The organism is Chelatococcus sp. KU-N122, from assembly GCF_055391085.1.
Genome location: NZ_AP043981.1, coordinates 7,710,021 through 7,728,926 on the forward strand (window position 1 = coordinate 7,710,021; position 18,906 = coordinate 7,728,926).

An 18,906-nucleotide genomic window follows, 5' to 3' on the forward strand; every position below is an offset into this window, starting at 1 on the left:
TCGTTGCCTCGGGGGAATCCATTTCCCCGTCCGGCCATCTGCTAGCATGATATTCTCCGCGCGCCACGGGTCGGCGCGCAGCCTGCGAGAGGGCCACCGGCGGCCGCACGCGGCAAAGCCGCCTGTTGACCTTCCCGCGTGGCAAGCTTTAGCCATGTCCCGCGGGGCATGAGGCGGACCGGTGTTGGCCTATCTCGAGCGGCAACTGACAGGGATGCTCGTCGCGGCAATCGTTCTGATCGCCGCCGCGCTGGCACCGTCGTCGGCCAGCGCCCACGCTGGTCACGGACCTGCGGGACCCGATGCCCCTGCCGTTGCCTTGGTCGCGGCGCAGCCGGCGGCGACGGCCCACCACACGGCGGCGGCAAGCAAGACGACACCCCTCTCCGCGCTGTCGACCGCTCCCGCGCATGCAGCGGGAGCCGGCTGCGGCGCCCTGTGCTGCGGGGCCGGCATGGCCTGCTGCATCGCCATGGTGCTCCCGGCGCAACTCGGCGTCGTTCCGCCGGCCGCGTCCGGCCGCCCCCTGCCCCTTCCCAAGGGGCCGACCTACGCCGGGATCGATCCCGAAGCGCCCGCCAAGCCGCCCAAAGCCGCCGGCTGACGGCGGCCTTAAGGCGCGCCCGCCTACAGCACCTGCTTTCGCAGCCGCGCCGGGGCGCCGCATACGCGCGCACGACCGTGCCGGCGCACGAGACCCACATCCAACACCAATGGACAGACCAATGACTTCGACGATCAGGATCCTCACCGCGGCGGCCGTGCTCGCCGCATCGGTCGGGACGGCCGCGGCGCAGAGCGCCCACGACCACGCCATGCCCGGCATGAATCCCGCCATGATGCACAAGGGCATGCACCAAGGCGCGGCCGATGCCGACGAGGCGCCGTCGACCAAGGCGTTCAAGGCCGCCGACAGCGAGATGATGCGCAACATGCAGGCCGCCTACACCGGCAACGCCGACGTCGACTTCCGCACGCACATGATCCCGCATCACCAGGGCGCCATCGACATGGCCCGGGTGGCGCTCACCTACGCCAAGGACGCCAGCACCCGGGAGATGGCGCAGAAGATCATCGACGATCAGCAGAAGGAGATCGCCGACATGCAGGCGTGGCTGGCCGCCAATGCCAGCAAGCCGTCGAAGCCGCAGCCTTAAGGGAGACAGCGCCGCCGCCGGGACGACGCCGGCGGCGGCGCAACTATCGCTGAGGGCGTCGCGAGCGTCAGAAGAGGCTGCCCTGCGCCGGCGCAGGCGGCGGCCGGGGCGCCTCGAGCGCCCCGCCCCCATCCTCCTTTTCACCACGCGCCACGATCCTGAGCGAGCCGTCCGGCAACGGCCGCTGCAGCTTCAGCGCCTCGGCCGGAAGGCCGGCGAGCCAGATCTCCCACTGCTCCGGCGTGGTCAGGATCACCGGCATGGCCTTGGGATGGACGGCGCCGACCTCGGCGTTGGCCTCGGTCGTCAGCACGGCAAAGAGGTCGTTCGTCGTCTCGCCCTCCCTGACCTTGCGCACCGAGCGCCAGCTGCGGCAATGCAGCCCGGCGAAGAAGGCCAGCGGCCGGCTCTCGTCGAAGGCGAACCAGGCCGGTTGGCTCTTGCCGGTGGGCAGGTACTCCGGCTCCGAGAACGCGTTGAAAGGCACCAGGCAGCGATGGCCCGCCGCCAGCCAGGTGCGCCAGTGCGGGCTCGCCGTATTGCGGACGTTGGTCACCCCCGGATCCGCATTGCGGCCCTTGAGCGCGCCTGACGGGCTCGGCATGCCCCAGCGCGCCATGGCGAGCTCCCGCACGCCGTCGGCACCGGTCCGCACGATCGGCGCCGCGTAGTCCGGAAAGACTCCGGGCAGCGGCGGCAGGTTGCCGGTGAGGTCGCGCAGCGCCCGCGCCAGAGCGAGAATGGCCTTTTGGGCAGTGGTCACGCTGTAGAGATTGCACATGAGCGACGAGCGAGCTGTGGGTGGGCGGCGCCTGAAGGCGCCGGAGAGGACGGCCTCAACCTACCGCGCCGGACCGCCTCCCCAAAGGACAGCTTTCGCACGGCCGGCCAGCCCTCCGGCGCATCGTGGCCGGAATCCCGCCGCAACGCCTGCGCCGTCGGGTGGACGGCCGGCGCACCGTCGGCTCGGCGATCATCCCATCGCGAGCCGCACGAGGCTTTCGACAGAATTATATATATTTCAACGCTAAATATTGACGATATAAATATTTCGGAGCATGAGGAGGCGGAAGGAGTCGCGCTTTGGAGCACGCGTTTCAAGCTTGCGCCAAAGGATCCATTGCCTGCGGCGCCTTCGGGTAGAACCATCAATTGCGGCCTGCAGAGCTGACCATATGGCATCATCCGAGAACTCCGCTTCGCAATCGAGCAGGCGGACTATGGCCTCCATTCTCACCGAGCAACTCCGGCAGGATGTGCTCGCCGGGGTCCTGAAACCGGGCTCTCGTCTCACGGTCAAGGAACTTGCCGACCGCTACGACGCAGGCGCCATTCCGCTCCGCGAGGCCCTGTCTCGCCTGTCCTCGACCGGTTTCATCACCGCCGAGGACCAGCGCGGCTTCCGTGTCTCCGAGGTCTCCGAGGAAGAGGTGCTCGACATCCAGACCCAGCGCGCCGATCTCGAGTGCATCGCCTTGCGTAAGTCCATCGAGGTCGGCTCGGTCCAGTGGGAGGTGGACCTGATCGCAGCACACCACCGACTGGCCCATATCCAATCCAAGCTCGGAGACCAGCCGCTGGCGAGCAACGCGGAGTGGGAGACGCAGCACTGCAAGTTCCACCTCCAACTGGTCAGCGCCTGCGGATCGAAATGGCTGCTGCGCTTTATCCAGACCCTTATCGAGCACAGCTCGCGCTACCGCCAGATCGGCGCCTATGCGATTGCCCGTGCCGACATCCGGCGCGATATCGCCGGCGAGCATAAGGCGCTGCTCGACGCAGCGCTTGCCCGCGACGCCGACCTCGCCTGCGCACTGCTGCGCGCCCATTACCGGGCGACAACTCGCGCCATCGTCGATCTCGTCAAGAAGATGCGCGAGCCGTGAAGGGCTTCGGCTAGAGCGCTTCGCGATTGGGTGGACTCACCCAATCGCGAAAAAGGGCTCCAGATTCAAAAGACGATGAGCATTTCTCTGCCATTGGATGGGTCCATCCAATGGCAGAGAAATGCTTTAGCGCCCGCAAAGCGGCAGACCTCGCCGCGCCTTTCGACGACAAGCGGCACGGCCTGCCGGCTGTCGAAGGAGCGCGCCCCTGAAGATGGCAACGACGTCGCTTGGAGCCTTCTCATGGCCGGCTGCCTGCGCGGGGCCGGATACGGAGAGGCTGGTCATGTCACACCTGGAACCGCTTCCCTGGCAGATGTCCGCCCGAGATAGACATCGACGAGACGGCTGTCGGAATCGAACGCCCTCCACTCCTCGCCGCCGACCTCCAGTACGATCTCACCAAGCGACATGACGTAAGCGCGGCTCGTCGCCTCGATCGCGATGCGGACGTTCTGCTCGACCAGCAGGATGCCCAGGCCGGTCGACCGAAGCCCCTGAAAGATCGTGAAGATCTCTTTGACGATGCGCGGCGCGAGGCCGGTCGAAGGCTCGTCGAGGATGAGGACGTCCGGCTGCAGCAGGAGCGCGCGGGCCGTTGCGACCATCTGCTGCTGCCCGCCGCTCAAGAGACCGACGGGCGTATGCTGGCGTTCGCGCACGAGCGGAAACAGATCGCAGATGTCGTCCCGCGAGAATCGACGCGTGCCGCCGCGGACATTGCCCTCGGCCTCCGCCATCCGGAGGTTGTCGCGGATCGACATCGGGCCGAACAAACGCCGATTCTCGAGGAGCGCGGAGATGCCGACCGAGGGGCGCTTATGCGCCGGGAGCGTCGTGATGTCCTTGTCGTCCTTCAGGATGCGCCCCGCCGTCGCCCGGTTCAGCCCCATCAAGGTCCTGACGAGGGTTGTCTTACCCGCTCCGTTCACGCCGACCAGCGCCACGGATTCGCCGGCGGCGACGGCGATGGACACCCCATGGAGAACCTCCTGCAGCCCGTATCCGGAACGGATTGAGTTCAGCTTCAGCATCCTCAGATCCCCAGATACACTTCGTGGACTTTTCGGTCGTTCTTGACCACGTCGACCGTACCGCTCGTCAGGATCTTGCCGAAATTGAGCACATACATGTATTCGACGACGTTCATGAGATCCATGTCGTGGGACACCAGGAAGATCGACATCCCGTCGGAGTTCAGCTGGACGATCCAGTCCCTGAGGCTGGCGATCTCCTCGATGTTGAGCCCTGACGATGGCTCGTCCAGCATCAGGATCCGCGGCTGTCCGACATTCGCGCGCGCGATTTCCAGGATGCGGCGCTGGCCGCCCGTCAGGTTCTTCGCCAGCGTCGACCTGATCGGATCAAGCCCGAAACGCCGGCATTCGCCCTCGGCCATGTCGAGCATCTGCCGGCTCTGTCGAGCCGAGTTCGGAACCGCGAACATGTCGCCGATCATGGAGCTGCGCGTCATCTTCGAGGTGCCGACCATGACGTTCTCGAGCACCGTCATCTCCTCGAAGACCTTCGGGGTCTGAAAGGTGCGCACCATGCCGCGTCGGCACCGCTCCTGGACGGACAGGCCGGTCACGTCGGCGCCGTGCATTTCGATGCGGCCGGCCTGCGGCCGCAGGTAGCCCGACGCAACGTTGAACAACGTCGTCTTGCCCGAGCCGTTCGGGCCGATCAGCCCGGTGATCGAGTTACGCGCAATCTCGAGGCTGACGTTTTGCAGGATGTTGAATCCGCCGATCGATAGCGAGACGTCCGCGATCCTGAGATCTGGCGGCCCGTCGTGGAGGTGAACGTCGTGTCGCATCGGCGTCTCAGCTCCTTCCCGCAATGACGCGGCGCGCCGCGCCGGCGAGGCCGTCCGGCATCAGGGTGACGACGATCACCAAGGCGAGACCGAAGAGCACCTGGTGAATGTGCCCGAAGGCGCCGAGATAGTGGGGCGCCAGCGTGATGAACAACGCGCCGACAACGAGCCCGGCCAGATGCCTCGCCCCGCCGAGCACCGGGATCAGAAGGAAGGTGATGCTCTTGACGATGTCGAAGGAGTGCACGCTGACAAAGGAGGTGTAATGCGCGAAGAGGCTGCCCGCGACGCTGCCCAGGATCGCGCTCAGCAGGAACATGCGCACCTTGAGCCAGCGATTGTCGACGCCGAGGCTCGCGGCGGCGTCCGCATCGTTGCGCATGCCCTGCAGCATCAGACCCGTACGGCTGTTGATGAGATTGCGGGCCAACCACAGCGAGACGACGAGCACCACGACGACGAGATAGTAGAAGCTCAGCGGCGTGTTCAGCATATATCCGGCGATCCCGATCTTCGGGATGCCCCCGCGCCCGAGCTCGCCCCCGGTGATCGCCGTCCATTCAAAGAACAGTGAATGACCGACGATGCCGAGCGCGAGCGTGGCCAGCGTGAGGAAGTAGCCGTGCAGGCGCAGGATCGGCCAGCCAAGGACGAAGGCTATCGCCGCGGAGAGCACCGCGCCGGCGCCGATGCCGATGAGCCAGTGCGCACCAAGCTCCGTCGACAGATAAGCCGTCGTGTAGGCTCCGACGCCGTAGAACAAGGCCTGACCGGCATTGATGATGCCGCATGTCCGAAGCAGAAGCCCGACGCCGAGCCCTGCGATCGAATAGATACCCGTGAAGACGAAGACATCGACGATATCGCGGCCGAGGAACAGCGGCACAACGAGGGCAAGACCGATGCAGGCTGCGACGGCCGGATCGACACGAAGTGACATCGCTCAGCCCCTCCGGATGCGTTGGCCGAGCATGCCGTTCGGCAGGACGATCATGATCAGGATCAGCATGGAGAAAGTGATCACGTCCTTGTAGGCCGACGAGATCGTCGCGATGGACAGGGACTCCAGCAGCCCGATCGTGATGCCGCCGACGGCCGCGCCGATCGGGCTCGCCAGGCCACCGAGAATCGCCGCGGCGAACCCCTTGAGCGTCAGGATCAGCCCGGTCTGGTAGTCCACCGGCAACACCGTGGCGATCAAGAGGCCGGCGAGCGAGCCCAGCAGCCCGCCCAGCACGAAGGTGAGCGTCCGCATCAGAGACACGTCGATGCCGATGCTCGTGGCCCCGTCCTCGTCGACCGAGGCGGCCATCATGCGCATGCCGAGCAGGGTATGACGGTAGAACAGCCGCACGGCGACGATCGTGACCGTCGCCAGCCCCATGAGCCAGAGCGCCTGCGTCTGAAGCACGGCGTCAAAGACGATGAAGACATCGATCGGCTCATAGGCGGGCAGGCTGAAGCTGCCGGAACCGGCCAGCTGCAGCACGAGCGCCGACAGCGTAATGGCGAGGCCGAGTGTCAGCAGCAGGTAGGAGTCGTGCGCAGCGTCCCGGGCACGCATGCGCCGCACGAAGGCGAGATCGACGACCAACCCGATGATCATTCCACTCGCAATGCCGGCGGCGATCGCCAGCGGATAGGGGAAACCAGCTGACGAGAGAGCCGCTGACGCGATGATCGCGCCGACGACGCCGAACTCGCCCTGCATCGCGTTGACGACATCGCTGCCCTTGTAAATCGCGGCAATGCCGAGACCGATCAAGCCATAGATGAAGCCGTTCATCACCCCGGCGATGATCGATTGAACGAAAAGGCCAAGCGTCACGGAACACCTTCGTTGCGCTGGAGCATGATCCAAGAAGTGGACACCGCTTTTTGGATAAGATCATGCTCAAAACAAAGACTTGGAGCGGGAGGATGATCCCAAGACAAATCATCCTGCTCCAAAGGAACGATGGAATCCGACGGGTTCACAGTCGCCTTCGGCTGAAGCAATGGGCGACAAGGCGATGCAAACGTCGTCTTCAGCTCGCCGCCCCGCGATCCCGGCATGTCGAGAACGCGGGAGGGCGAATGGGCCTGGCTCAGTCGCCGATGCGGTATTCGAGGCGCGTGAACTTGCCGTCGACGACGCGCGAGAATACGTAATCCGCCAATCTTAACCCCGTCATGTCGTTCGCAGAGAAGTCATAGTCTGCATTGACGCCCGCGAATTTTCCGCGCACGGCCTCGCAGAGCTTGCCTTCAGCCGGTTCCGGCCCCGTCGCCGCTAGTCCTTTGGCAATGACCCGTAGCGCGTCCCAGCCGAACGCCTCGCCCGACTTCGGAACCCGACCGTATTCAGCTTTGAAGAGCTTGACGAATTCCGTCTGCCGCGGAAGCGGATCTTCGGCAACGAGGAACTCCGGGATGATGACATCGGAGACATTGGGGCCCATCGCCTCGACGATCTGGTAGGTCGCCTGGCCGATCGCCGACAGGATGGGCTGCTTGACCCGTAGCGCCCGCAGATTGCGCACCGGCGTGCCCGTCACGCCAACGACAAAGAAGCCGTCAGGATTAGCCGCACGCAATTTGGCGGCCTGGGTCGTGGTGTCGGTCGCGGCGATTTCGAAGGTTTCGCTGGCGACGATTTCTATGCCGTACTCGCCGATGTATTTCTGGAGCTCGGCGAGGACGACACGTCCATAGCCTGCGTCGTAGAGCGCGGCCATCTTCTTGAGCCCGTTGTCCCTGGCGTAGGACAGAAGAGCGCGCGCGTTCAACTCCTGTGGCGGCGCGATGTGAAGCACGCACTTGCGCTGTCGCTCCACGGCCGGGCCGAGACCGGAAAACGCGACCTGCACCATCTTGAGCGGATCGGTGATTGCGCCCACCGCGACTGATGAGGCGGTCTGGCCTGCGCCGATCAGCGCCACCACCTTATCGGTATAGATGAGCTTGTTCGCCTTGGTGATGGCGGTGTCCGGATTGGTGTTGTCGTCCTCATGGATGATCTGGATGGGCCGGCCGTTGATGCCGCCATTGGCGTTGATATGCTTCTCGGCGAGCAGGACGCCGTCCAGCTCCGACCGGCCGAGCGCCGCGCCGCCGCCGGTCAGCGGAATGATGGCCCCAACCTTGATCGGCGGCCCCTTGGCCTCCGCCGCCACGGCCTGAGTGTAGCCGGCGGTGCCCGCAAGCAGCAGAGCCGCGACAACGCGGAATCCTGTCGACATGAGCTATTCCTCCCCGTTAAACGTCCGGCCGTTCGCGGCCGACGCGAAGCGCCCGGTCCGGCCCCTCGACCGGACCGATGCGCTTCCATTCTTGAGTTCCGCCGGCTTCAGGCGGCGGTTTGGACCGCCGGAACTTGCTCGCGGCTGACGATCGGGTTGCGGATCACGCCGATCCCTTCGACCTCCACCTCGACCACGTCCCCCGGCTTCAGGAAGCGCGGCGGGCTCATGGCGACACCGACACCGCCCGGCGTGCCGGTGGCGATGACGTCGCCCGGCAGCAGCGTCACGGTGTCGGTGATGTAGCTGATGATCCGCGGTATCGTGTGGATGAAGTCCCGCGTATTGGCATCCTGCATCGTCTCGCCATTCACGCGCGCCGTGACGCGCAGATTGTTCACGTCGGCGATCTCGTCCTTGGTGACGACGACGGGGCCGATCGGACCCGAGAGATCGGCGTTCTTGCCCAGCGTGAACTGGCGGGTGGCCATCTGCTTGGCGCGAGCGCTCAGATCGTTGAAGACGGTATAGCCGGCCACCGCCTGCATGGCGTTCTGCTCGGTCGCTCCCCACGTCGTCTTGCCGATGATCACGGCGAGCTCCACCTCCCAGTCGAGGCCTTCCTCCTTCGGCGGCACCGGCACGGGCGTGCCGTCCACCACCAGGGTGTTTTCCCAACGGCCGAACACCATGGGAACCTTCGGCTCCTCGATCCCAGCCAGATTGAAGGATTCGACCGCGTGGTCGCGATAGTTGATGCCGACGCAGAAGATCCGGGACGTCCGCGGCACCGGCGGCGCATACTGGACCTTCGCGGCTTCATAGGCCTCGCCATCAACCGGCGCCTTACCCGCCGCGAGACTGCGATAGAACGCATCCACAAGTCCAAGCGACCTGATCACCGCTCCATCGCGTCGTCCGATGTAGCGCTCCCCGTCCTTCACGAAACCGACATACCGCATGGTTCACCTCATTCGGTCCCGTCCCGCGCGACACGCGGGCTCCGCCGGACCCTTGCCTGTTGATGGTTCAATTGGGACGGAAGCCGAGGTCGACGCCCACGGGCGGGTCGGACCAGCGGGAGGTCACGTGCTTGGGCCTCGTGTAGAAGCGCCAGGCGCCGTTGTGGATGCCGGTATCGCCGAAGGCCGATGCCTTCCAGCCGGCGAAGGCGTAGCTCGCGACCGGCACCGGGATCGGCACGTTGATGCCGATCTGGCCGGCCGGCACGTAACGCTGGAAGATGCGCGCGGCATTGCCGTCGCGGGTGAAAATGGCTGCGCCGTTGCCGTATTTGTTGCGCTTGACGAGCTCCACCGCCTCGTCCAGCGAGTTGACGCGCACCACGATCAGCACGGGGCCGAACACCTCCCGCTGGTAGATGTCCATCTCGGGTGTGACATGGTCGACCAGCGTCGGCCCGACGAAATATCCGCCCTGGCAGCCGGCGACGGTCTCCTCGCTACGGTCGACGACGACCGTAGCGCCGGCCGCCCGGGCGCTGCGGATCAATTCGCGAACACGGCTCTGGGAATTGCCGTTGATGAGAGGTCCCATCTCGACACCATCGTCCGTGCCGCGGCCGATCCTCACGGCGCGGGTGCGCTCGGCGACCTTGGCGATGAGCCGATCGGCGATCGGCCCGACCGCGACGACCGTGGTGATCGCCATGCAGCGCTGCCCTGCCGACCCGAAGGCAGCGGACGAGAGGGCATCAGCCGCCGAATCGAGATTCGCGTCGGGCATGACGACCATGTGGTTCTTCGCACCACCTAGCGCCTGCACCCGCTTTCCAGCCGACGCGCCGCGCATGTAGACGGCGTGGGCCGCGGGCGTCGAGCCGACGAAGGACACCGCGCCGATCTCGGGATGATCGATCAGCGCTTCGACCGTATCGCGGCCGCCATTGACGATGTTCAGCACACCATCCGGCAGGCCGGCCTGTTGGGCGAGCTTTGCGATCAGCAGAGCCGGGCCCGGATCCTGTTCGCTCGGCTTGAGGATGAAGGCGTTGCCGGCGGCGATCGCGATCGACAGCATCCCGAGCGGAATCATGACCGGGAAGTTGAACGGCGTGATGCCGAGACAGACGCCGATCGGATGGAGGACCGAGTAAGTATCGATGCTCGGACCGGTCTGCGCGGTCATCTCGCCCTTGATGTTGGCCGGAACGCTGCAGGCGACCTCGACGGCTTCGAGACCCCGATTGATCTCGCCGCGCGCGTCGTCGAGCGTCTTGCCATGCTGCTCGGTGATGAGCTCGGCGATGGTGTCTATGTTCTGGATGATGACTTCGCGAAACTTATAGAGCACCTGAACCCGGCGCGGCAGCGGCGTATCGGCCCAGGCCGCACCGGCCGCGGTCGCCGCCGCGACGGCCGCCTCGATGATGTCGTTGTCGGCCATGGCGACCTTGCCGATCTCCGTGCCGGTGGCCGGGTTGTGGATGGCCTGGTGCCCACCGCCCCGGCTACAAGCTTGCCGTTGATCCAATGGCCCACAACTTGGACAGTCATATGTGTCGTCCTTCCGCTCTGTCGCGTCTTTGAAGAAATCGCTCAGTATCAGGCGTGTTCTCGAACATAGGGGGCGAAGTCGGTGTGATGGTCGAGCCAGACCCGCGGCGGCGGCGCGCCCCAGAGGTTCACCACGCGCGGATTGTCGAGCGCGGCGCCGACGTCACTGATACGGGGCTCCATGTCGTCGTCGTGGATGACCTCCATCTCGGCGGTGCACTCGACCATGAAGCCTGCCGGGTCGAAATAGTAGGCGAACACGTTGTCGCCGGCGCCGTGCCGGCCCGGGCCCCAGATGAAAAGTCGTTCTTCGGCGGACAGCACGTCGCCGAGCCGCTTGAAGTCGTCGAAGCCGTTAAACTCCCAGCTGTAGTGATGAATACCGGAGCTGGGGCCCTTCACCATGCCGATCGTGTGATGCCGGCGATCCGCGGCACGGATCCATGAGACTTCGTCGCTCAACGTTCGCTGCGAAAGCTTGGTACCCAGCACGGCTGTCAACTCGCGCGTGATGGCCTGCGGATTGACCGCCGCCAGATTCACGTGGTCGATGCAGTTGGGGTGAATGCCCGGACCCGCGTACCAGCGCGGCTGGTCGTCCGGAACGGCGGAATGCACTTCGATCACGTGGCCCTCGCTGGTGAGGAACGTGACCGACTTGTCGATGAACTCCAGCGAAGGCCGGTCCGAGACAATGGTGACGCCAGCCGCCTCGGCGGCCCTGCGCACGTCCGCGACGGTGTCCGGATGGACGGCTTCAAGGCCGATCCGGCGCGCGGCATTGACGTCCGACTGATAGAGCACAAGCTCAGCGCGACGTTTGTTCGACGTCAGAATGGCAGAATGCTTGGTTCGCTCGACCAGACGAGCTCCCGCGATTGCCTCCGCATCCGCAATGACTGCGTCGAGATCGATCACGTTCAGGGCCACAAACCCCAACCTCTGCACCAGCGGCGCCATATCGCTCCTCCCCTATGAGCTCCGGCAGTCCACCATTGTCCGCCGCCCACAGCTCTCTTGGGTCGGACCATAGGTGAGGGGTACCCATCGGTCAACGACAAAATATATAAAATGATAATAGATATTGAGATAAGTTCATTCAATGCTATCCGCCGAGGAGCGCGATCGCGCCCCTCGACCGGATCGAAAACAATCATTGGCGATGCATGCGCTGCGTCCGCCTTGCCGCGCCAGGAAAGCCGAGAAATCAAGGACGGAATCGCACTTTCGCGCCGCTGGAGAAGGGCTCAGCCATCCAGACAGTGGCGGATCTGCCAGTCCAAGCTCGCTCCAATTGCGCCCGATCCGGGGGCCGGCCGCGCCACGCAGCTAACAGATCGGCGAACGCTCGCTTGACATAAATATATATAATCTGCACGACTATAGAGCGCCTAGGAGAGCGCGACAGGAGGAAACGCTTGCTGATCTCGCTTGAGGGCAAAGTCGTCGTCGTGACCGGAGCGGAGTCCGGCATTGGCCGAAGCATCGCGCTCGCCTGCGCCGGAGCGGGCGCAATGATCTGTGCTGCGGGCCTCGCCACGGAGGGCCTGATCGAGACGGCCGAGCAGGTCAAGGCGCTCGGGCAGCCGAAGGTCATCGCCGTCACCACTGACATTACCGACGAGGCGCAGGTCGATCGGATGATCGCGGCGGCGGAGGCAGCCTTCGGCAGGATCGACGCCATCGTCGCCAATGCCGGCATCGTGGTAGTCGGTGGACCGGCGCACGAGACGCCCGTCGACCAATGGCGGAGAGCACTCGAGGTCAACTTGACCGGCACCTTCCTGACGGTGGCTGCCGGCGCACGCTATCTGGTGCGGCAGGGTCAGGGCGGGTCGATCCTGGCGACGGGATCATCCACGGCTGTGCGCGCATTCCCCAACGCCGCGGCCTACATCGCCTCGAAGGGCGGCGTGCACGCGCTGATGCAAGCCATGACGCTGGAACTTGGCCCTTACGGCATCCGCGTGAATACGATCGTGCCGGGGCAGACGAATACACCGCCCATCCAGGCGATGGAGGGCTATCGCGAGACGGTCGAGGCGGCCCTGCCGCTGCGCCAGATCGCCGAACCGGACGAGATGGGCCGGCTGGTCGCGTTCGCGATCAGCGACGCGGCCCCGCACATGACCGGCGTGCATCTCAAGATCGATTCCGGTCGCACCGTCGCGTGACGACCATGGTCCGTGGCTTCGGGAGGAACCGGGGATGAGTGACTATTATCACGACGTGGACGCTATTCCCGTCCATCGCGTCGTCGTCGGCGATCTCAGGATGCTGTCCGGCAGGCAGGGGACGGTCTTCTGGCTGAAGACCGCCGCCGGCACCGAAACGCCGGAGCATTCCCACCCGATGGAGCAGACGAGCTGGCTCGTCTCGGGCACGATGGAGGTGAAGATCGGCGACGATCCGCGCCGCCGGATTGCGCCTGGGACCGCCGTGCTGATACCAGGCGGCGTGCGGCATCAATTCTGGTATCTCGACGAATGCACCATCGTCGAGTTCGCCGCACCGCCGCGGCTCGACTGGTTCCCCGACGCAGCGCTCCACCCCTACGGCGTCGCCCCCGGCACGAGCCTGGGCCTGAGCGCGCCGGCGATGCGGTTTCCGCCGTCGAGCTGACCGCCACGGAAGCGCAGACAAGGGCGCCCCGCCGATCCAGGAGGGTGAGCATGTTCATCGAAATGCGCACATACACGCTGCAGCCAGGTAGCCTCGACCGCTTTTGGGCGATCCAGGCCGAACGCGGCTTCGAGGTCGTGCGCCCGATCATGGAGCGCCTCGTCTCCTATTTCGGCGTTGCAGGGGCCGAGAACGACCGCGTCATACATCTGTGGCGCTATGACGGGCACGAGGACTGGTTAGCGCGGCTGCACGGCCTCTACGGCAAGCCCGAGCTGAACGAATACTTCCCAAAGGTCCGCGCGCTGATGACCCGTCAGGACAATACGGTCCTGACGCCGGCCCCGATCGCGGCCCTCACCCCGATCCTCGGCAACGGCAACGACTGGCTTCCCTCCGCCGGCCCGCGGCTGCGCCGGGACGCGGACGCGGCAACGACGGTCGAAATGGATACGCTCGACTTCGCGCCCGGCACGCTTCCGGCTTTCTGGGCGCAGCTGAGGGAGGCGCTCGCCGGCGAGAACACGGCCCCTCCACCGATCGGCGTCTTCGAAACCGCCATCGGCCGCCAGCACCGCGTCATCGCCCTGCGCCCGTCCCAAGCATCGGCAAGGGCGTGGGAATCGACCCTGGCAGCACAGGCGTCATCGGTCGCTCGGCGGCGCAAGGAGACCTTGAGCGTCGCGCCGATGGCCGCGATGGCGCCCCTCTTCTTCTGACGATCGCAACTATTTGAATTTGAAGCGCTTCTCTTGCGATCGGGTGTGTCCGCCCCATCGCGGAGCGCTCTAGGCATGGAACGATGACGCGCCTTTCAACCGACCGGTCCTATTCGCACATCATCGTCGGCGCGGGCGCGGCGGGCTGCGTGATCGCCGCGCGGCTGTCGGAGGTGCCCGGCAACACTGTCCTCCTCCTCGAGCGCGGTCCGTTCGCGAATGCGATGGTCGTGGACATGCCCGCGGGCTTCTCCGCCGCCATCGGCAGCGGGCGCTTCAGCGAGACGTTTCTGAGCGACGATCCCCGCGCTGTCGCCCAATTTCAGGGACGCGCGGTGGGCGGCTCCTCGGCGATCAACGGCATGATGTACCTGCGCGGACATCCTGACGACTATGACGGTTGGGCGCGGGCCGGCTGTACGGGGTGGTCTTTCTCCGAGGTGCTGCCCTATTTCCGGAAGGCCGAGGGCCATGCGACCCGGAATGCGCCGTTCCACGCTGCGGGCGGCCCGCTCGGCGTCGAGACGCCATCGCGGGCCATGCTGTTCGGTCCGCAGCGCGCCTTCCTGGAGGCCGGCATCGAGGCCGGGTACCCCCAAACCGACGACTTCAACGCCGAGCGCCAGGAAGGCTTCGGCCTCTACGACCAGACAGTACGCCAGGGCATCAGAGCGAGCACGGCAAGAGCCTACCTCGGCGAAGCGCGACGCCGACGGAACCTGACCATCGCGGCGAACGCGACCGCATCGTCGCTGGAGATCGCGGGCCGCCGAGTCGCCGGCGTCCGCGTCGAGATCGCGGGCGAGCGCCTCCTCGTCAAGGGAGCCGACGTGATCCTAGCGGCCGGAGCCTACGCCTCACCGCATCTGCTCATGCTGTCGGGCATCGGCAACGCCGGGGCCCTTCGGGACGCAGGGATAGCGCCTGTCGTCGATCTTCCCGGCGTCGGGCGCAACCTCCAGAATCATCCATCCGTCGCAACGGTCTTCCGCTCGCATGGGAACGACTCGCTGCTTCCGCTGCTCACCGGGCCCGCCAAGGTCCTGCACGGGCTGAGGTGGCTCCTCTCCCGCAGCGGGCCCTATGCGCGCAACCATATCGAGGTCGGCGCCTTCCTGCCCAGCGATCCAGCTCTCGATCGGCCCGATCTTCAGTTCATCTTCGCCAATCTTGCCATGGACCGCTCGCGGATGAAGCCGTTCGACTTCCATTCGTTCCAGGTGCAGGTCGTGCTCATCCGGCCGGAAAGCCGCGGATCCCTGGCGCTCCGTCCCGGCGACCGGAGGCGTCCCATGATCCACCTCAACTACCTCGCCACTGAGCGCGACCGGCGCGCGATGCGCGCCGGCGTCTCGATCGTGCGCGCCCTCGCACGGACGCCGGCGCTCTCGGCCGCCGGCAGCGAGATCGTGCCGGGCGGCGACGTTGCCGGCGGCGAGGCGGTCGACCGCTGGATCGCAGGCAACGTCAGCAGCCTATTCCATCCGGCGGGAACATGCCGGATGGGCGGGGCCGATGACGTGGATGCGGTCGTCGACCCCTCGCTGAGGGTTCGCGGGATGGATAACCTGCGCGTCACGGATGCATCGGTGATGCCGACAGTGCCTGCAGGCAACACCTACGCGCCAGTGGTGATGCTCGCCGAGAAGGCCGCTGACATGATCCGCCGGGACCATTGAGCTTGGCGTGCTCGAAAGCCCGGCGCTTCCAGGCCCATCCGACGTTCTTCAGCAGCCTGCTAAGCGTCCTCGTGGCCTTGTTCCAGCACGGCGATCAGCTCGCGCATGTCGGTCGCCCGCCTGGCCCGCTCGGACAGGTCGTCGAGCATCTCCTGCTCGTCGAGCGGCGGCCCTGACTCGCCGGCGATCGCCTCGTCATCGCGCCAGTCGTCCGGATTGGCCTGGATCGAGGTGCAGACACGCTCCTTGATGACGTCGAAGGGCAGCGCCGGCCCCTCCGCCAGCTCGTATCGCACCCGCCGCGGATCACGGAAGATGTTGAAGATCCTGGTCCACGACCTCCCCCACACTCCCATGTCGGTGACACCGAGGACACGCCAGCACTGCCCCCTTGCATCGACGAGCAGTGCGCCCATCTGGGTTGCGTGCTTGATATCCCAGCGACTGAGGCGCGTGAGGGCGTCTTCGTCGTCGAACCACTCGAGCCGCTCGCGGCCCTCCCGGGCATCGCGGCCATAATCGCGCTGCAACGCCAGGACCGGAAATTGCATCGGCAGGTCGGTCATTCGTCGCCTCGGCCGGCTATGCCCGCAACCACCGCGGGAGCGAAGACTGTGCCGTCACCGGCTTCGAAGGTCAAGAACAGAACAGAAACATTCCTCGGCATTGCATGGGGTGGCTCCACTGGATGGCGCGAGGACGACCGACCGCCGGCACGGAACCGGTTCCCCGGCGTCAGGCTGGTTTGAAAGTCCCCACCGCAGATGCCATGAATGGGAGAACCTCCGCCCCTTCCCATCGGCATCTCATCGAGGACGTCATGACGGCCAGCGCCCTGCGGACAAGCGACGATTGCGAGGTCGAGTGGCTGGAGGGCGGCGGCATTTTCCGCATCACCCGGCCCGCGAAGCTCAACGCGATCACGCGCGCCGTGCTCGACGGCCTGGCCTCGGCTCTGACCGAGCTGGAGAGCGGCCGCGGGCATTTCCTGCTGATCCACGGCCAGGGCGACAAGGCGTTCTGCGCCGGCACCGACCTCGCCGAAATGCAGCAGCTGAGCGACTCGGCCGCGGCGGCAAAGACCGACATGGCGCGTGACCTGTTCGTGCGCCTCAGCCGCTCGCCCGTCGTCAGCGTCGCGGCGATCAACGGCCTCGCCTACGGCGGCGGGCTCGAGCTCGCCATGTGCAGCACCTTCCGGGTCGCGGCCCCGCACGTCGGCGTCTCCCTGCCGGAGATCAAGCTGGGCGTGCTGCCCTCCTACGGCGGCACGCAGTTCCTGCCGGCGCTGGTCGGACGGGCCCGGGCGCTCGACATGATGCTGACCGGCCGCCCCGTCCCGGCGGCCGAGGCCCTGGCCATGGGGCTGCTCGACCGGGTGGTCGCGCCTGGCGAATCGGTGCTGGAGGCGGCGGAGGCGCTGGCACGGACGGTCACCGGCTTCAGCAGGGTTGCCGTGAACGGGATTCGTAGATGCGTCGAGGCGGCGGACGACACGGTGACCCGCGCCGGCCTCGACATCGAAGCGGCGGAGGCCCGTGCGGCCGCCGAAAGCGCCGACGCCAAAGAGGGCATCGCCGCCTTCCTGGAGAAGCGCCAGCCGGTGTTCAACGGGCGAGGCGGATAGAGCCCGCCGCCGGCCGGCGCGATCACCCCAGCCGGGCGAGCGCCAGCGAGACATCCCGGTCCGGGCTGCCGATGTCGTAGCGCAGGCTGAAGGCGCCGCAGTGCTCCAGCATGGCGCGGCCGGCGCCGTCCGCATCGCGCGCCGCGATGGCCGCGACGATGGCGGTGTGGTGGCGCAGCACCATCTCGTCGCAACCTGCACCGATCGACGGCTCGCCCAGCGAATACTCGAAGTAGGCCAGGGTGAGATCGCGCAGGACTTCGGTGATGTAGAGATGAACGGCGCTGCCGGCCGCCCGTGCGATGGTCAGGTGCAGGCGCAGATCGAGATCGATGCGCCGGCGGGCGTCGAGATGGCTGCGCCGCATCTCGTTCAGGATACGCTTCAGATCCGCGAGATCGTCCTCGCTGCCGCGCACCGCAGCCCGGCGCGCCGCCCAGACCTCCAGATAGCCACGCAGGCGCGCCATGGTCTTGAGATGGTCGAGATCGGTGGCCGCCAGCGACGCCAGCTCCGCTCGAGCGTCGCAGACGCGGGTTCCCGAGCGCTCGTCGGCGACGATGACGCCGTCGGCCTTCAACGTCGCCAGCGCCTCGCGCACCGAGGCACGGCTGACGCCGAAGAGGGCAGCAAAGCGCCGCTCGCTCAACAGCCGGGCTCCCTCCCGGGCGCTGCCGGTCACGATCATGCGGGTGATCTCGCGCGTGAGACGCGTCGTCAGCATTTCCGGGCTGGCGACCATCAGGCCGCGCAGGATCGTCGCTTCGTCGGCCGGTCCGTCCGACCGTGTATGGTCCGCGCTGTCCGCCGCATGCCACAGCGCGTCGCCGCGGCGGGCCAGGGCGACCAGCGCACCGTCGAGATCGCGACGCGCGATGGCCGCGGCGAGGTCGGCGCCGTGTCGTCCGAGCTGCGCCAACGCCGCCTCGTCGGTCGTGCGGAGGCGGCTGGCGAAGAGGCTGCGCATGCCGCGCAGGAGCTGGCCGCTGATCAGGCTGAAGACGCGGTTGCCCGAGGCGTCGGCGAGCACGACGCGCAGCTGGGCTTCCTGCTCCGCCCGATCGCGCGGCGCCATGACCCCGTTCGACGCAGCGAGGGCGGCGACCGCGGCGTCGCGGCCCATGGGCGATGCGCTGTCGATCAGGCACTCGACGATGCAGTGGTCGAGAAAATCGACGAAAGCGTGGAGATCGTGGAGGTTCTCCTGGTTGGCCCGGATCAATTGAGCGACGCGCTCGCTGCGCTCGCTCTCGATGACGCGCGTGCCCGAGCCCTGCACGGCCTCAATGTAGCCGCCGACCTTGAGCCGATCGAGCGCACTGCGCACGCAGACCCGGCTGGCCGACAGAGCAGCGGCCATGCGGCGCTCGGGCGGCAGCGTCGACCCCGGCGGCAGACGGCCCGAGGCGATCATGTCCAGCATGGCGACGGCGATGCGGTCGGACAGCGCCGATTTCACCTGGGTGCGCAGCTGGATCGCCGACAGCCGGCCGAAATCGGCGACATCCATCGGGCACGGGCTTTCCCCCCGCAACAAAGACAGCTTGAGCTGCAAGCGCCCATCCATGGCGGCGCACGTCCTCCCAGGGGCCGCCTTGTCGCGAGCCGTGACGATCAGTCTAGACCACGCCGGTCGCGTAGCGGAAGCGACCCCAGGCGA

19 protein-coding genes are annotated in these 18,906 nt (G+C 66.4%); 8 read left to right on the forward strand and 11 right to left on the reverse strand.

The window, feature by feature from the left end; all coding sequences use genetic code 11:
* Nucleotides 1-181 precede the first annotated feature (181 nt).
* On the forward strand, nt 182-604 hold the full coding sequence (locus ACZ5PO_RS34770) for a hypothetical protein (RefSeq protein ID WP_464187283.1): 423 nt from the start codon (nt 182-184) through the stop codon (nt 602-604).
* A 121-nt stretch (nt 605-725) separates the two neighbouring features.
* On the forward strand, nt 726-1,157 hold the full coding sequence (gene copM / locus ACZ5PO_RS34775; RefSeq protein ID WP_464187284.1) for a CopM family metallochaperone: 432 nt from the start codon (nt 726-728) through the stop codon (nt 1,155-1,157).
* A 67-nt stretch (nt 1,158-1,224) separates the two neighbouring features.
* Here copM and ACZ5PO_RS34780 read toward each other — a convergent pair whose 3' ends face one another.
* Nucleotides 1,225-1,938, reverse strand: a complete 714-nt coding sequence (locus ACZ5PO_RS34780) for an SOS response-associated peptidase (protein ID WP_464187285.1) — start codon at nt 1,936-1,938, stop codon at nt 1,225-1,227.
* 439 nt (nt 1,939-2,377) lie between these two features.
* Here ACZ5PO_RS34780 and ACZ5PO_RS34785 point away from each other — a divergent pair, with 439 nt between their 5' ends.
* A complete protein-coding gene (locus ACZ5PO_RS34785; RefSeq protein ID WP_464187286.1) occupies nt 2,378-3,043 on the forward strand; it encodes a GntR family transcriptional regulator in 666 nt (221 codons plus the stop codon).
* Nucleotides 3,044-3,327: 284 nt separating this feature from the next.
* Here the strand turns inward: ACZ5PO_RS34785 and ACZ5PO_RS34790 are convergent, their stop codons facing one another.
* The 8 genes from ACZ5PO_RS34790 to ACZ5PO_RS34825 all read right to left on the reverse strand — a co-directional run bounded on the left by ACZ5PO_RS34790 (nt 3,328) and on the right by ACZ5PO_RS34825 (nt 11,559).
* Nucleotides 3,328-4,077, reverse strand: coding sequence for an ABC transporter ATP-binding protein (locus ACZ5PO_RS34790; RefSeq protein ID WP_464187287.1), 750 nt, complete (start codon nt 4,075-4,077; stop codon nt 3,328-3,330).
* Nucleotides 4,078-4,079: 2 nt separating this feature from the next.
* On the reverse strand, nt 4,080-4,862 hold the full coding sequence (locus ACZ5PO_RS34795) for an ABC transporter ATP-binding protein (RefSeq protein ID WP_464187288.1): 783 nt from the start codon (nt 4,860-4,862) through the stop codon (nt 4,080-4,082).
* Between the two features lie 7 nt (nt 4,863-4,869).
* Entirely contained in the window at nt 4,870-5,802 is a 933-nt protein-coding gene (locus ACZ5PO_RS34800; RefSeq protein WP_464187289.1) for a branched-chain amino acid ABC transporter permease, read from the reverse strand.
* A 3-nt stretch (nt 5,803-5,805) separates the two neighbouring features.
* Nucleotides 5,806-6,690 (reverse strand): branched-chain amino acid ABC transporter permease, encoded by an 885-nt coding sequence (locus tag ACZ5PO_RS34805; RefSeq protein WP_464187290.1) that lies wholly within the window; start codon nt 6,688-6,690, stop codon nt 5,806-5,808.
* 259 nt (nt 6,691-6,949) lie between these two features.
* Complete coding sequence (locus tag ACZ5PO_RS34810; protein WP_464187292.1) at nt 6,950-8,083, reverse strand: ABC transporter substrate-binding protein; 1,134 nt, start codon at nt 8,081-8,083, stop codon at nt 6,950-6,952.
* Between the two features lie 107 nt (nt 8,084-8,190).
* A complete protein-coding gene (locus ACZ5PO_RS34815) occupies nt 8,191-9,045 on the reverse strand; it encodes a fumarylacetoacetate hydrolase family protein (RefSeq protein WP_464187293.1) in 855 nt (284 codons plus the stop codon).
* Between the two features lie 67 nt (nt 9,046-9,112).
* Nucleotides 9,113-10,576, reverse strand: a complete 1,464-nt coding sequence (locus ACZ5PO_RS34820) for a CoA-acylating methylmalonate-semialdehyde dehydrogenase (RefSeq protein WP_464187294.1) — start codon at nt 10,574-10,576, stop codon at nt 9,113-9,115.
* A gap of 71 nt (nt 10,577-10,647) precedes the next feature.
* Nucleotides 10,648-11,559: a VOC family protein gene (locus ACZ5PO_RS34825; protein ID WP_464187295.1), complete on the reverse strand. Its 912-nt coding sequence runs from the start codon at nt 11,557-11,559 to the stop codon at nt 10,648-10,650.
* Between the two features lie 458 nt (nt 11,560-12,017).
* Between ACZ5PO_RS34825 and ACZ5PO_RS34830 the strand changes: the two genes are divergently transcribed.
* From ACZ5PO_RS34830 to ACZ5PO_RS34845, 4 genes are all read left to right on the forward strand, one after another.
* Nucleotides 12,018-12,773, forward strand: a complete 756-nt coding sequence (locus tag ACZ5PO_RS34830) for an SDR family NAD(P)-dependent oxidoreductase (protein ID WP_464187296.1) — start codon at nt 12,018-12,020, stop codon at nt 12,771-12,773.
* Nucleotides 12,774-12,807: 34 nt separating this feature from the next.
* Nucleotides 12,808-13,221 carry a cupin domain-containing protein gene (locus tag ACZ5PO_RS34835; RefSeq protein WP_464187297.1) on the forward strand — a complete coding sequence of 138 codons (414 nt, stop codon included), beginning with the start codon at nt 12,808-12,810 and terminating at the stop codon, nt 13,219-13,221.
* Nucleotides 13,222-13,271: 50 nt separating this feature from the next.
* A complete protein-coding gene (locus ACZ5PO_RS34840) occupies nt 13,272-13,940 on the forward strand; it encodes an NIPSNAP family protein (RefSeq protein ID WP_464187298.1) in 669 nt (222 codons plus the stop codon).
* 83 nt (nt 13,941-14,023) lie between these two features.
* Complete coding sequence (locus ACZ5PO_RS34845; RefSeq protein WP_464187299.1) at nt 14,024-15,619, forward strand: GMC family oxidoreductase; 1,596 nt, start codon at nt 14,024-14,026, stop codon at nt 15,617-15,619.
* Between the two features lie 59 nt (nt 15,620-15,678).
* On the opposite strand, the gene ACZ5PO_RS34850 is transcribed toward ACZ5PO_RS34845, so the two are convergent.
* Nucleotides 15,679-16,185, reverse strand: a complete 507-nt coding sequence (locus ACZ5PO_RS34850) for a hypothetical protein (protein ID WP_464187300.1) — start codon at nt 16,183-16,185, stop codon at nt 15,679-15,681.
* Between the two features lie 254 nt (nt 16,186-16,439).
* Here ACZ5PO_RS34850 and ACZ5PO_RS34855 point away from each other — a divergent pair, with 254 nt between their 5' ends.
* On the forward strand, nt 16,440-17,246 hold the full coding sequence (locus tag ACZ5PO_RS34855) for an enoyl-CoA hydratase/isomerase family protein (RefSeq protein WP_464187301.1): 807 nt from the start codon (nt 16,440-16,442) through the stop codon (nt 17,244-17,246).
* A 22-nt stretch (nt 17,247-17,268) separates the two neighbouring features.
* Here ACZ5PO_RS34855 and ACZ5PO_RS34860 read toward each other — a convergent pair whose 3' ends face one another.
* On the reverse strand, nt 17,269-18,756 hold the full coding sequence (locus ACZ5PO_RS34860; RefSeq protein WP_464187302.1) for a FadR/GntR family transcriptional regulator: 1,488 nt from the start codon (nt 18,754-18,756) through the stop codon (nt 17,269-17,271).
* Nucleotides 18,757-18,906 lie beyond the last annotated feature (150 nt).

What these genes read in the sequence shown, in the direction of transcription:
- copM (WP_464187284.1), top strand. Translation starts at nt 726, where the DNA reads ATGACTTCGACGATCAGGATCCTCACCGCGGCGGCCGTGCTCGCCGCA.
- ACZ5PO_RS34780 (WP_464187285.1), bottom strand. Translation starts at nt 1,938, where the DNA reads ATGTGCAATCTCTACAGCGTGACCACTGCCCAAAAGGCCATTCTCGCT.
- ACZ5PO_RS34785 (WP_464187286.1), top strand. Translation starts at nt 2,378, where the DNA reads ATGGCCTCCATTCTCACCGAGCAACTCCGGCAGGATGTGCTCGCCGGG.
- ACZ5PO_RS34790 (WP_464187287.1), bottom strand. Translation starts at nt 4,077, where the DNA reads ATGCTGAAGCTGAACTCAATCCGTTCCGGATACGGGCTGCAGGAGGTT.
- ACZ5PO_RS34795 (WP_464187288.1), bottom strand. Translation starts at nt 4,862, where the DNA reads ATGCGACACGACGTTCACCTCCACGACGGGCCGCCAGATCTCAGGATC.
- ACZ5PO_RS34800 (WP_464187289.1), bottom strand. Translation starts at nt 5,802, where the DNA reads ATGTCACTTCGTGTCGATCCGGCCGTCGCAGCCTGCATCGGTCTTGCC.
- ACZ5PO_RS34810 (WP_464187292.1), bottom strand. Translation starts at nt 8,083, where the DNA reads ATGTCGACAGGATTCCGCGTTGTCGCGGCTCTGCTGCTTGCGGGCACC.
- ACZ5PO_RS34815 (WP_464187293.1), bottom strand. Translation starts at nt 9,045, where the DNA reads ATGCGGTATGTCGGTTTCGTGAAGGACGGGGAGCGCTACATCGGACGA.
- ACZ5PO_RS34825 (WP_464187295.1), bottom strand. Translation starts at nt 11,559, where the DNA reads ATGGCGCCGCTGGTGCAGAGGTTGGGGTTTGTGGCCCTGAACGTGATC.
- ACZ5PO_RS34835 (WP_464187297.1), top strand. Translation starts at nt 12,808, where the DNA reads ATGAGTGACTATTATCACGACGTGGACGCTATTCCCGTCCATCGCGTC.
- ACZ5PO_RS34840 (WP_464187298.1), top strand. Translation starts at nt 13,272, where the DNA reads ATGTTCATCGAAATGCGCACATACACGCTGCAGCCAGGTAGCCTCGAC.
- ACZ5PO_RS34845 (WP_464187299.1), top strand. Translation starts at nt 14,024, where the DNA reads ATGACGCGCCTTTCAACCGACCGGTCCTATTCGCACATCATCGTCGGC.
- ACZ5PO_RS34850 (WP_464187300.1), bottom strand. Translation starts at nt 16,185, where the DNA reads ATGACCGACCTGCCGATGCAATTTCCGGTCCTGGCGTTGCAGCGCGAT.
- ACZ5PO_RS34855 (WP_464187301.1), top strand. Translation starts at nt 16,440, where the DNA reads ATGACGGCCAGCGCCCTGCGGACAAGCGACGATTGCGAGGTCGAGTGG.
- ACZ5PO_RS34860 (WP_464187302.1), bottom strand. Translation starts at nt 18,756, where the DNA reads ATGGATGTCGCCGATTTCGGCCGGCTGTCGGCGATCCAGCTGCGCACC.